At 39.9% G+C, this 13,676-nt stretch carries 11 protein-coding genes and 1 pseudogene; 7 read left to right on the top strand and 5 right to left on the bottom strand.

The window, feature by feature from the left end:
- Window positions 1–14 precede the first annotated feature (14 nt).
- Window positions 15–1,016, top strand: coding sequence for a PorP/SprF family type IX secretion system membrane protein (locus IPM71_06635; protein ID QQS52403.1), 1,002 nt, complete (start codon window positions 15–17; stop codon window positions 1,014–1,016).
- Window positions 1,017–1,092: 76 nt separating this feature from the next.
- Here the strand turns inward: IPM71_06635 and IPM71_06630 are convergent, their stop codons facing one another.
- The 5 genes and pseudogenes from IPM71_06630 to IPM71_06610 all read right to left on the bottom strand — a co-directional run bounded on the left by IPM71_06630 (window position 1,093) and on the right by IPM71_06610 (window position 3,969).
- The gene (locus IPM71_06630; protein ID QQS52402.1) at window positions 1,093–1,392 is read right to left on the bottom strand and encodes a type II toxin-antitoxin system RelE/ParE family toxin; all 300 of its coding nucleotides are present in this window, start codon (window positions 1,390–1,392) and stop codon (window positions 1,093–1,095) included.
- Entirely contained in the window at window positions 1,380–1,562 is a 183-nt protein-coding gene (locus IPM71_06625) for a hypothetical protein (GenBank protein ID QQS52401.1), read from the bottom strand. Before IPM71_06625 ends, IPM71_06630 begins: the two co-directional genes overlap by 13 nt.
- A 190-nt stretch (window positions 1,563–1,752) precedes the next feature.
- Window positions 1,753–2,055: a nucleotidyltransferase domain-containing protein gene (locus IPM71_06620; GenBank protein QQS52400.1), complete on the bottom strand. Its 303-nt coding sequence runs from the start codon at window positions 2,053–2,055 to the stop codon at window positions 1,753–1,755.
- A pseudogene (locus IPM71_06615) lies at window positions 2,034–2,420 on the bottom strand (HEPN domain-containing protein). Before IPM71_06615 ends, IPM71_06620 begins: the two are co-directional and overlap by 22 nt.
- 532 nt (window positions 2,421–2,952) lie before the next feature.
- On the bottom strand, window positions 2,953–3,969 hold the full coding sequence (locus IPM71_06610; protein QQS52399.1) for a LacI family DNA-binding transcriptional regulator: 1,017 nt from the start codon (window positions 3,967–3,969) through the stop codon (window positions 2,953–2,955).
- 399 nt (window positions 3,970–4,368) lie between these two features.
- Between IPM71_06610 and IPM71_06605 the strand changes: the two genes are divergently transcribed.
- From IPM71_06605 to tnpB, 6 genes are all read left to right on the top strand, one after another.
- Window positions 4,369–5,268 carry a transposase gene (locus IPM71_06605; protein ID QQS52398.1) on the top strand — a complete coding sequence of 300 codons (900 nt, stop codon included), beginning with the start codon at window positions 4,369–4,371 and terminating at the stop codon, window positions 5,266–5,268.
- 34 nt (window positions 5,269–5,302) lie between these two features.
- A complete protein-coding gene (locus tag IPM71_06600; protein ID QQS52397.1) occupies window positions 5,303–8,296 on the top strand; it encodes a TonB-dependent receptor in 2,994 nt (997 codons plus the stop codon).
- Window positions 8,297–8,320: 24 nt separating this feature from the next.
- A complete protein-coding gene (locus IPM71_06595) occupies window positions 8,321–9,928 on the top strand; it encodes a RagB/SusD family nutrient uptake outer membrane protein (protein QQS52396.1) in 1,608 nt (535 codons plus the stop codon).
- Window positions 9,929–9,946: 18 nt separating this feature from the next.
- Window positions 9,947–10,996, top strand: a complete 1,050-nt coding sequence (locus IPM71_06590; protein ID QQS52395.1) for a SusE domain-containing protein — start codon at window positions 9,947–9,949, stop codon at window positions 10,994–10,996.
- A gap of 61 nt (window positions 10,997–11,057) precedes the next feature.
- Complete coding sequence (locus tag IPM71_06585; GenBank protein ID QQS52394.1) at window positions 11,058–12,917, top strand: SusF/SusE family outer membrane protein; 1,860 nt, start codon at window positions 11,058–11,060, stop codon at window positions 12,915–12,917.
- 195 nt (window positions 12,918–13,112) lie between these two features.
- The gene (gene tnpB, locus IPM71_06580) at window positions 13,113–13,649 is read left to right on the top strand and encodes an IS66 family insertion sequence element accessory protein TnpB (protein QQS52393.1); all 537 of its coding nucleotides are present in this window, start codon (window positions 13,113–13,115) and stop codon (window positions 13,647–13,649) included.
- The last annotated feature ends 27 nt before the right edge of the window (window positions 13,650–13,676 follow it).

Here is a 13,676-nt window from a genome sequence, read left to right as displayed (position 1 = left end):
TAAAAACGCATTTCATGAGTCGTTGGCTTCTCATATCAGTTTTGTTGTTCCTCTCAGTCATATGCCTGGGCCAAGACGCTCATTTTAGCATGTTTTACTCCAACCCGCTTTACTTGGCTCCATCCTTTGCTGGCAGCACCGGTAAAAACAGGGTGGCAGCGAGCTACAGAAACCAGTGGCCGGAGGCCAAGCAAGGCTATGTGAGCTATTCCTTTGCTTTCGATCATCATTTCGAAAAGCTTAACAGCGGGGTAGGGATATTGTTGTTTAACGACGTGGCAGGCACAGGAAACCTGAGCACCACCAACATTGGCGTATTGTACAGTTACGATTTTAAAGCCACTCCCTGGATACACATCCGGCCCGGTATGCATTTGATGTACACACAACGAGGGATTGATTTTCTGCGTCTTACCTGGCGCGATCAGATGTCGGCTGTGGGCAATGCTCCTTCTACCGCCGAACCTCCTGCCTATGACAATGTGGGGGACATCGATTTTTCTGCTTCGCTCATGAGCTATGGCGACAAATTTTGGGCTGGTTTGAGTTTCGACCACTTGCTGATGCCCAACCAAAGCCTTTATTATAATGAATACCAGCAGGGCAATCTGGCACGAATACCCATCAAGTGGCAGGTATTTGGCGGCACGAAGCATGTGGTGGGACAAACCCTGCTCCGGCCCACACCCACGGTAATGCAGTTAGCCTTTTTGTATAAAAAGCAGGCCGATTTCAGTCAGCTCGACCTGGGATTTTATTACCATTACGATCCACTGGTATTAGGTCTCTGGTATCGGGGGATTCCCCTTGTGAGCCAAAACCATAAGAACGATGCAGTTATTCTGCTGGCCGGCATCAAAACCAATTCGTTCAACATTGGCTACAGTTACGATTTTACCGTATCGAAACTCATCACTTCCAGTGGTGGCAGCCATGAGGTGAGCATTTCCTACACATTCAGCAAACCGGACAAAAAACGCCGTCCGAAAAAAATGGTGCCCTGCCCGGAGTTTTAGAGAACAAAGAGTTTCTGGTTTTTTAGGCGTATTTCAACTATTTCAGACAATGTGTTATATAAGATTAATAATCGAGTTATTGAATGGATTTTCTTTTTAATGACCTGGCTGAGTGATATATCCTTAAAACGTCAACTTGCAATTCATTTTTAATCGCATAGATTATTCTATAGTTCCCCTCAATTAATTCTCTAATTTTTATTTCGTTAAACTCAGGAACTATTCTTCCAATAAATGGATTTATTCTAATTTCCTGCGCGTGATGATAAATCTTAAAAGTGGTAATTGAAGCGTATCTTATGGAATCTTGTGCGATATAATCAAATATCTCTTTTAAATCATTTGTTGCGATTTCAGTCCAAACTATTTTGACCATTTATCAATCATTGATTTAACGACTTCGTTCGAAAATACCTTGCCTTCATCGGATTGTTTCATACCTTCCTCAACTTTTTCTATAAAGATCAACTGGTCAATTAGTTCATCAATTGTAAAAGATTCTGGCAACCTGTTTATGGTTTTATTTACTTTTTCCTTTGTAAGCATAGCATCTATTTTTTGTAAAGTTAAAAAAATTAGCACAATATAAATTGGAATGATACTTGATTTCCTTCTTGTGCATGCGGCGTGATTAGGGAGATTCGTTTAATTGTAATCATCAAGCAGCCATGAAATAGTCATCAGCAAACTCAAGGTCAACTGGCTTATATTTGCTTTTGGGGTTCGTTGATTTAAATTAGGCTATTTTGATACCGTATTTCTGAATCTCTCCAAGAAAATCAGCCTCATCAAAATCTCTTTCGATCAAGACAGGTTCAATTCTGTCGTCAATCTGCCTTCTCAATTTCCATAATAGTGGATTTACGGAAAAATAATCACCCTCAACGTGATCTACAATTACGGCAACATCAATATCACTATCTTCTCTGTTAGTGCCTTTTGCATAGGAACCAAAGAGATATATGTTTTCAAAATGAAAATGATCTTTCAACAAAAGCCTATAAGCAATGACTTTATCTATAGCCTCTCTTTTATCCATTTTTGAATTTCCTTAGTATTATGAATCATTTCAAGGCATTTTGCATCAGTAAGACTTTTTAGTAACCGATCTTTATGGGATGGATATCGAGCCTCAATATTCAGTGGTTCTATTTGGTCAATGAATTCTTTTTGAAATTAAGAAAATTCCTTATAAAAATTGCCTTGTTTTGCAAGGTAAGATAGACTATGAGAATATGGAGCAGTTTCTGATTTAAGTTTTGTAAAAAGCGCTTTAAATGCTTTCTCAATTGATTGGTGGCACATAAAACCAACATAGAGATATCTTTTGCTCCTAAGCATTGCCTCTGAGGTCTCAAGATCATAGTCCGACAAATCAATCAAATATTTTATCTTACTATCCATGAATTCAATTTCTTACAAAGTTAAAACAAAGCTTTGATATTCGCAGGCTGCAGTTTACAATTAGAAAAACTAATATGATTAGCCTCGATTATGCCAGTTATAAGCTTATTATTATATCCTGCCCACGCTCACCCCTCCTTCCCCTAAAGGGGATGACCCCCGCACTGCTCCTAGTAGGGAAATAAAAAGTGCTTGTTTGCAAAAAAAAGAATAAATGCTTGATATTACTTTATAATACAGGCTTTATTTATCTTACTGGTATGAGAATGCCTATTCATAAACTAATTATACTTAGCGAAATTCTTTTGGGCAGTCATAAGTTATCTGCCTGACAGTTGTGGTTTATTCGTGAGACTTAAATTTCATGAGTTCACGAAATGAAATTTTATAGTCGAATCCCGATTTACATCGGAAATAAAAGCGGCTGCGCGGGTTAATACCCCACCTCCTTAGGCGAATAAAATAAAATCCTTTGCAGATACCCCGTCGGCTTGCTGCAGGGAGATTCATTTCCCTCTGATTTCTCTTCCCCCTATTGCTTCAAACTGGACCCCCGCACAATCAGCTCTGTTTTTATCTGTTCCACACGGGTTTCCAAATCCACATCGCTTTGTATGCGTTCGATAAGCATCGAAGCAGCTTTCTGCCCCATCTCGTAGCCTTGTTGTTCGATACTGGTAAGCGGAGGGTCGGTGAGCGTGGCGTACAGGCTGTTGGAGAAACCGGCCACAGCAATATCACCTGGAATGGTATAACCCGAGCGCTTGATGATGCTCATGGCCATCATGGCAGTAAGGTCATTGACAGCAAAAATGCCGTCGATTTTTTTGGGAAGAGATAACAAAAAAGGAACAGCTTTGGATGCTTGTTGGTGGGTGTCGCAGTGCACAATAATTTCTTCGTCTACCTCTATGTTATTATCTTTCAGTGCCTGTACGTAACCATTGCGTCGGTTGCGCCCGATAAGCAGTTCCTGACTGGTAGCCAGGTGGGCAATTCGCCTGCAACCCATTTCAATGAGGTGAGCCACGGTTTTGTAGGCCCCGGTGTAATCGTCCACAATAACCCGGTCGGTATTGGGTATATTGCACACACGGTCGTAAAATACAAGTGGGACATTGCTGCTCTTAATTTCGTAAAAATGTTCGAAGTTGTTGGTGGTTTTCGAAACAGATGCCAGCACACCATCGACCCTCTTAGATAGGAGGGTTTGTACCACCGACTTTTCTTTTTCGTAATCCTCGTTCGATTGGCAAAAGATAACTGTATAGCCAGCTTTATAGGCCACGTCTTCTATGCCACTGATTACGGAACTAAAAAAGTAATGCACAATTTGCGGTATGAGTACACCAATGGTGCGGGTACTCTTGTTGCGCAGGCTCATGGCAATGGCATTGGGCTCGTAATGCAGTTGCTGGGCCAGTTCCTTTACCGCAGTTTTGGTTTTCAAACTAATATCGGGATGGTTTTTCAGGGCTCTTGAAACCGTAGAGGCAGAAATACCTAAACTACGGGCGATATCTTTAATGGTTGTTGACGAATTTTTCATCTGGGTTGGAATTAGGTTTTCTGCACTGTCAAATGCAGAATTCTTTCTAAAATAACGATTTTTTAAATATAAACAGAGCTTATTAAAAAAAATGCAAACGATTGCGGTAACGTTTGCAGCTTTTTTTTCGGGGAAACACTCATCGATTCTTTGACAAACGGTTGAACTCCGATATTTTTAGCCAAATGAAACTGCCATCAAACTTGTTTTGTGAGTCCATAAAATTGTGCAAGCATTACCTAATATTTTTTGCAATATAATACCCATAACTAATTAATGTGAATCAAGGGTTGAGATATGTTGAAAAAAAGTTATATAAATAACTGAAAATCAGCCACTTAATATTGTTTAAGTCCTTGAAAATCAGTATATTAAGGTCAGTTACGAATTGACTTTAATATGATTCTCAAGGACAAGGACGACAAGTTAATAAGAATTTATTTTCTTATCTGTGATAATTTTAAAGAATTGCAATATTACTGTGAGCGGTTTAGTAATAATAAACAGCCAGAGCTTACCGATGAAGAGATTATGACAATTTATCTGTTTGTAATGCAACATGAGGGGCACACTAAGATTAAACATATTCACCGGTTTGCCTCAGAGTATCTAAAAAGCTGGTTTCCAAAGCTTGGGAGTTATCAGGCTTTCAATAATCGGCTCAATCGATTGACCGGGGCATTTAATAGGTTGGTAGAAATAATACTAACAACCAGCATACCAGCGGATTGCATTCTTGAACAGAGTGTGCTGGATTCAATGCCCATTATTACCTGCTCAGGCAAGCGTTCTGGTAAGGTTGCCTCAGAAGTTACTGATAAGGGGTACTGTTCAACCAAGGGCATGTATTACCATGGAATGAAGTTACATATGCTTGGTTTCAGGTGTATTGGCAAATTACCGCATCCAGAAGAAATCCTTTTTACCCCTGCTTCAGTTAATGATATTACGGTCTACAAGCAGGCTTGGTCAACTATTGAAAACAGGACGTTCTTTGGTGATAAGATTTATATGGATCATGACCTGAATCAACAGATGATATTAAAACAGAATTCCGAAATGTATACTCCTGTTAAAGGGGTAAAAGGAATGTCAGATTTAATTAAAATGAGATTAAAAGCTGCCGATGACCTATTCTCAACTGCTGTATCACGAGTAAGGCAACCAATCGAAGCAATTTTTAACTGGCTAATAGAAAAGGTTGACATTCAAAGAGCTAGCAAAGTGAGGTCGACAAAGGGATTATTGATACATGCTTTCGGTAGACTGGCTGCTGCTTTTATAACTTTAAAATTTTAACACTTGATTCGCATAATTATTTAATTATTTAACCATGAGAAGATTTAAACCTATTCGTAAACTACTGCTCGTGTTATGCAGTACGTTTATTGTTATTACTGCCTTTTCTCAAGAGCGGACTATTTCCGGCAATGTTACCGATGGTAATACAGAAGAACCCTTAGCAGGTGCAACTGTTATTATTCAAGGTACAACCACCGGTGTAACTACCGATATGAATGGCAAATTTGAGATTCAAGCAAAAGAAGGCGACTTTCTAGTTATTTCTTTTATTGGGTTTCTTACTGAAAAAATTGCTGTTGGAACAGAATCAACAGTGAATGTAGTGTTAATGCCTGATCTACAGGCACTCGAAGAAGTAACTGTAATTGGTTACGGTACAGTTAAAAAACAAGATCTTACAGGATCTGTTGCTGTAGTGGGTGCAGAAGATTTTAACAAAGGTAACATTACTACACCTGAACAACTTATGGTAGGTAAAACTGCCGGTCTTGTAATTACAACTGGTGGTGGAGCTCCAACAAGCGGTTCAACAATTCGTATTCGCGGAGGCTCATCTCTTAATGCCTCTAACGATCCATTGATTATTGTGGATGGAGTTCCAATTTCAAACAGAGATGCGAATGGTAGTTCGAATATTTTTTCGTTTGTTAACCCAAATGATATTGAAACTTTTACTGTGCTGAAAGATGCATCTGCTACTGCTATTTATGGATCACGTGCTTCAAACGGCGTAATCCTTATCACAACTAAAAAGGGTAAGGAAGGAAGTCCATTAAAAGTGGGTTATTCTGGCAATTTTTCTATCTCACATCCTATTGAGTATCTAGATGTTTATTCAGGTGATGAGCTACGTCAAAGAGCATACGAACATAGAGATATATATGATCCCGCAGTTTTTGACGTGTTAGGAACCGAAAACACTAATTGGCAAGAAGAAATTTTCCGTACGGCATATTCTCAGGATCACAATTTAAACGTTTCTGGTTCATATGATATTCTGCCTTATAGGGCCTCCATTGGTTATACAGACCAACAAGGTATTCTCGAGAATACTGGCATGAAAAGAATGACTGCCAGTATTGCCCTTGACCCATCTTTCCTGAATAAATCGTTAAAATTGAATGTGAATGCAAAATTCATGAATACCAATAACAATTTTGGCGATGCAGGTGCTGTTGGAAATGCAGTTGCTATGGATCCTACACAACCGGTATTTGATGGTAATCCTGAAAGTGGAGGGTATTTTCAATGGGAAAATTATGGAGCCAACCTTGGTACAGTAAACCCTGTTCAACAAGCTCTAGAAACTGATAACAAGTCTGATGTGAACCGTTTTGTTGGAAATTTCCAGGTTGACTACACGATGCCATTTGTATCAGGACTTAAGGCTGTGTTGAATGTTGCTACCGACTACACTTCAAGTGAAGGACATAATAATCGTCCCATAACATCACCCACAAATCTTATCGCACCTCTTAGTAATGGGAGTTTAAATGATTATTCGAATATAAATACGAACGATCTGTTAGATTTCTATCTTAATTATGCAAGTGATATTACCCCAAATCAGAATATTAATGTAACTGCTGGGTATTCATGGCAACATTTTTCTCGTGAGGGAGACAATTACACTCGTCAGATAATTGATGCAGAACATCCTTACCAAGAACCATCAGATAGCTCTAAATTTATTACTGAAAACTATCTGGTGTCGTTCTTTGGCAGGTTAAATTACTCTTTAATGAACAAATACCTGTTTACGGGTACTGTTAGGTACGACGGATCTTCACGTTTTGCTGAAGAAAATCAGTGGGGTCTTTTTCCATCAGTAGCTTTTGCCTGGAAAATTAAAGAGGAATCATTTTTGGCAGATGCCGATGGAATTTCTGATCTGAAGCTTCGTTTAGGTTGGGGTAAAACCGGACAACAAGACATTACCGACAATGATTACCCGGCGCAAGCTCTTTACAGGGAATCTGAAATTGGTAGTTATTATTACCATAACGGACGTTATATACCTACCTTACGTCCTGATGCATACGATCCGGATATTAAATGGGAAGAAACAACAACATTGAATGTTGGATTTGATTACGGATTTCTTGATGGACGTATCAATGGTACTATTGATGTTTACAAACGGATTACCGATGACCTTCTGAACCGGACCGTAATACCCAGTGGTAGCAACTTCTCGAATACCCTTTATACCAATGTGGGTAGTCTTGAAAACCAGGGTATTGAATTTACTGTAAACTCTTTAGTAATCTCAAAAAAAGATATGGCTTTGGATTTAGGTTTTAACTTGACCTACAACCAGACTGAGGTTACCAAGTTGATTCTTTCCGAGGATCCAAATTTTCCAGGCATTTTGTATGGCGATGCTTTCACCGGATTAAACCAGATAACAGCGGTTGGTGAAGCCCCTTACTCATTCTTCATGAACCAGCAGGTGTACGATGCAGAAGGTAACCCAATTGAAGGATTATATGTTGACCTTGCAGGTGAAGGTGGTGCCATTGCAGGGGATGCTGATAATAAATATATCTATCAGAATCCTGCTCCGGATTATATTATGGGTTTAAATTTCCGCTTTACCTACAAAGATTTTGATATTTCATCATCTTTGCGTGCAAATATTGGCAACTATGTTCTAAATCGGGTTGCTTCAGGTGCATCCTTCGACCAAATGCAACAAATTGGTTATTGGAGAAACCAGCCTAAGGCTCTTGACGAAACCGGATTTATTAAACGTCAGTTTACCAGCGATTATTTCGTGGAAAATGCATCATTCCTTAAAATGGATTATCTGAGTGCCGGTTATAATTTCAATGAAATTGGCGGCAGCAAGGTCAACTTGAGGTTAAACGTAACTGTAAACAATGTATTTACACTTACCGAATACTCTGGATTAGACCCTGAAGTGCCATTCTCTCTAACAAATAACGTTAATGTTCCGGGTCTTGATAACAATTTCTATCCGAGACCACGCACTTATACAATGGGCTTAAGTTTAATATTTTAATTTGTGACAGATAATACAAGTGATATGAAAAAATATACAATATTTAGTTTAATTCTTACAGCACTGATGGTTGCATCATGTGTTAAAGATTTGGATGTTACTCCTAAAGATCCAAGCCTGATACTTTCAGGAAACCTGGGGGACCAAGAATTATACATGGAACAGGTACTGGCAAAAGTATATGCAAGCTTTTCAGTATCTGGACAGAGTGTTGCTAACGTTCCGGAAGATATAACTGCACCTGATGCTAACTTTTTTACAACAATCAGGGCACTCTGGAACCTTCAGGAAATAACAACCGACGAGGCAATTTGTGCATGGGGTGATGCTGGTATCGCTGATTTAAATACGCAAGCCTGGACTCCTGCCAACCCTTTCTTAACTGCGCTTTATCAGCGTTTAAGTCTGAGTGTAACCTATTCGAATGATTTTATTAACCAGGTAAATGAAATAGGACATCCAGATAAGGATGTATATATTGCCGAAGCCCGGTTTTTAAGAGCACTAGCCTATTACTGGTTAATCGACTTATTCGGTAACCCTCCTTTTACTACTGAAGCTGATGGTGTTGGAAAATTTTACCCTGTACAAAAACCCAGAGCCGAAGTGTATGCTTACATTATTTCTGAATTGGAAGCAATTGTTGATGTACTTCCAAGCATTGAACATTCATCCACAGCATCAAAAGAGGCTGCTTTGATGTTGCTCGCCCGCACCTACCTGAATGCCGAGGTTTATACAGGTACTGCTCAGTGGCAAAAAGTTATCGAGGTATGTACGGAAGTAATTGATTCAGATGTTTTTGAACTGTCTACTAACTACCGTCAAAACTTTAGTGCCGACAATAATTTTCCTGATAACCAGGAAATGATCTTCGCTATAGAATACGATGGTGTCAATACTCAGGGTTATGTGGGAACCACCTTTATTATTGAATCTAGTTGTGATGCAGTATATCAGACCGCAGAATTTTATGCTGGTTTAACAGTGAATACCAACTGGAACGGAAACAGAACCCGTGCTGATTTCATGAATATCTTAGTTGACACTCTCGCCACTTATGGTGGAAATCCTGTGGATCTGGCAGATACAACTTTTCTGCAAAGCCCTGACAATCGTGTACTTTTACGTCAGAAAAGAGCAATCAATATACCTAGTCCTACCGCTAGCGGCGACTTTGGTATCGGAGTCCATAAGTTTACTGCCCGAAATTCCGACACCACACTTCCGGCTACTTACAATGGTGCATTTGCGAGTACAGATTTTCCGATTTTCCGCCTGGCCGATGCTTACCTGATGCGTGCAGAAGCCAACTTCCGGTTAAATGGTTCTGCTGCTGCCCTTAGTGATATGAATGCGATACGTGAAAGAGCCTATGGTGATAACAGTGGTAATTTCGCTTCTGTTACTTTAATTGATATTCTTAACGAACGTGGACGTGAGTTTTATTACGAAGCACAAAGGCGTACCGATTTGGTTCGTTTTGGACAGTTTACTGATGGCAACTATCACTGGCAGTGGAAAGGAAATACATTCGAAGGTGTTGCAACAGCTTCTTATCGTAATCTTTTCCCTATTCCAGGTGATGAGATCGCAGCCAATCCGAATATCAAGCAAAATCAAGGTTATTAATAAACAAATTCGAATAAAATGAATAAGAATATAGTATTAATATTCCTGGCTTTCGCAACCCTGTTTTTTAGTTGCGAAAAAGAAGGAGATAAAGTAACAGTGAATACTGTAGTTGCACCTGCACTAGTAAGTATTCCAGATTTAACTCTCGAAAGAGCAAATGGCGGCGAGACTCTATTATTTCTCGGCACTTCTGTTGATCCTGGCTTTACCGCCTCTGCTCTGTACTATCTTGAAATTGGCATTGCAGGTACGAATTTTGCTGATCCTGTTCTGGTTTGGTCAGGTGTTAATCCTGATACAATGGCCATCACAGTTGCAGGCCTAAATCAATTGTTGTTGGGTAATGGTTTCAAAGGCGATACAACCTATGCAACAGAATTAAGACTACGTAGTGTTTTGGTAGTAGATGCCGGTACAAATGCTCCCGGTTCAGGTACTGATCCTTTCGAGTATACCTCTGAAATAAGTTCAGAGAGCACTACTACCTTTGGTTTTATGCGTTTAGACTTAGTGGGCGCCAGTTTCGCACAAAAAATCATTTCTCCATTGAGCGACGGCATCTATTCTGGTTTTGTAAAAGCCCTTGCTGGTTTTCCATTTACTTTAAATGATCCTGAAACAGGAACATCTTATGGCGGCCAAGCTGGTAGTCTTGTTGTTGATGGAGACGGCATTGTGGCACCTGATGATCCAGGTGGCTGGTATATCCTGACTGCTGATATTAATCCTTCAGTCCTCACCTACGAGTTTGTACCTTATTTTATTGGTATTATTGGCAATGCAACACCAACTGGATGGGCTAGTGATACAGATATGGATTACAATGCTGAACTTGGCAAGTGGTATATAACCATGACTATGGTTGATGGCTTCTTTAAGTTCAGAAGAAATGACGGATGGTCATGGAATATGGGATTACTTCAGGGAAGTACCGCTGGTATGGAAGGACCACTGCAGCAAGGAGGAGTTGGAAACGATATACCAATTACTGCTGGTACCTACACTATTTATTTCACCATTTATAACGATGCTGAAGGTTACTACGAAATTGTTCCACAACCATAACTTTATGATTCAACCTGCAAACGAAGGTTTGCAGGTTGATTTAATCTAAAAAATAAATACTATGAAAATTAAAAATCTAAATATTCTTTTTTCTTTGTTGGCTGTGATGTTTTTTGTAACATCCTGCCAAGACGAAGAGACGACAGCGAAGCTACCTGATCAAAATGATACATGGGGAGTTCGTAATATTACTTCCACCAGTGCCGAACTTAGTGGCATTGTGGTTGCTGGTTCATTTGTTGAGTATGGAGTTTGCTACGATACAGCAGCCAACCCAACAATTGAGCATGGTACTGCAAGTATTGAGGATCCTGAGGGTGCCGTATACTGGGTAACTGCCACTAATCTCGAACATTTAACAAAATATTATGCCAGAGCATATGTAATCAATTCAAGCGGTGCAGTTACTTATGGTGCCGATACCAGCTTCACCACACTTGCCAATGTGGCTACAGTTACCATCAATGAAATTACTGCTATCAGAGATACATCTGCTACAAGTGGTGGTGATGTTCCTTATGATGGAAAATCAACTGTAACAGCCAAAGGTCTTTGCTGGAGTATGTCAGCTAATCCTACTGTGGATGCAGAAGAAGGTGTTTTTGTTTCTGTGAATGGCGATAGTATTGGTGCGTTTACTCATAGCTTAAGAGGCCTTGTGGGTGGTACTACTTACTACGTGCGTGCCTATGCCACTAATAGGATTGGAACTGCGTATAGCGAAGAGTTAAGCTTTACCACTTTAGTAGGGTTACCTGTAGTTTCTACCGATAGTGTTACTGCCATTACAAAAGTATCTGCTAATGTTTATGGTAACGTACCTTATACAGGTGGTGCGGATGTGACAGAAAGAGGTTTCTACTGGGGTACTTCTGCAGATCCTGACGCTGGTGACAATGTAATTACTGATGCGGCCGACGGTACAGGAACCATTTCTGCCAGTTTAACTGGTTTAGAAGCAGGTGTTACCTATTTCATCAGAGCGTATGCGATAAATAGCACTGGTACTGCCTATGGTAATACAATTGAGTTTACAACTGTTGCAAATATCATAATCTGGTATTTACCTGGTAGTTATGTGGATGCGAGCTATCCTGTTGGAAATTATTCGAACTGGAATCCTGCGGAAGCTCCATATATCGAAAACAACTTAGCTTTATGGCCCGATAACCTTGAAGGTTATATCTATATGTCGGCTCCAAGCAACAACGAGTTTAAGTTCACTATGGCTAAAAATTGGGACAATGACTATGGTGACAATGGCGGCGATGGCACTCTGGACCGTCCAGGAGCTAATATAGTATTACCTGGGGGCTACTACAAAATTAATGTAGACCTTATCGCTCTTACCTATACTGCGGTTTCAACTGCCTGGGGAGTAATTGGCGATGCCACTGCAGGTGGATGGGATTCTGACCAAAACTTAACTTACAATCCTGCTTCGCAAACCTGGAGAGGAGCGGTTCGTTTAAATGCCGGATCATTTAAATTCCGTGCCAATGATGGTTGGGATATCAATTATGGTGATAATGGTGCCAATGGCAGTTTAGAAGCTGGCGGTTCTAATATTTCAAATTCAGTAGTAGCTGATTACGATATCACTCTGGATTTAAGTACTCCTAACAATTATAAATATAGCGCTAATCGCTGGGGTTTAATTGGAGACGGCACTCCTGGTGGTTGGGATACTGACACCGATATGACTTGGGATGCTACCAATGGTGTATTTACAGTTACTTTGAATCTGACTGCTGCATCTTGCAAATTCAGAGCCAACGACGGATGGGATGTGAACCTTGGCGATAATGGTGCTGATGGTTCACTTGAGCCAGGTGGTAGTAACATCAGTATTCCTTCTGCTGGTAACTACACTGTAACATTGAATACAATTACCAATACCTACACGCTTACGAAAAACTAATTGAAAGATCCCTTCTCAGCGTAGGGTAGGTTTCATTCGAGGCTGCCGAGACTTTGGTCCGGCAGCCTTTTTTTATTTCCTGTTTTTTATTTCTTAGAGGCAGTTTATTGCAAATTTCTATTTCTTAGTAAACCACAGTATCCCCACTACCAAACAGGTATATAAAAATATATAGCCAGGGTATACTTTTGGGGTATGAGAAAGAACCAGAAGTATACACAGGAAGAGATGTACATGGCAATAGAGCTATGGAAAGAAAGCGGGATATCGCAGAAAAACTATTGTAATCAAAACCATCTTTCCTATAGTACCTTCAAGTACTGGGTTAATAAATACCAGAAGGATAGGCATGGTAAAAAACCAGTATCAACTAAGTCATTTATACCTGTACATATACCTCAAACTATCACTACCCACCTGGCCGACATGCGCAAGAGTTTTGATGGCCTGGCCGGACTGGTGCAAAACAACCTGGAAAACAACCCATGTAGTGGGGATGTTTTTATATTCATCAATAAGCAGCGAAATAAGATAAAGCTATTGCACTGGCAGGGCATTAGTTTTACACTTTATTACAAAAGGCTTGAGAAAGGCACATTCGAACTTCCAAGCTACGATGCCAACGTTGGCAGCATAACCATAGGCTATACCCAAATGGTAATGATAGTGGATGGGTTAAGTATAAAAAACATCCAACGAAGAAAGCAATACCAGCCAAGCCTGGTTTCCTGATATTTATTAACAAAGCCTTGAAACATA

The organism is Bacteroidota bacterium, assembly GCA_016699695.1.
Lineage (GTDB): Bacteria > Bacteroidota > Bacteroidia > Bacteroidales > UBA10428 > UBA10428.
Note: the sequence above shows the minus strand (reverse complement) of the source record. Positions and strands in the feature narration are given on the sequence as shown.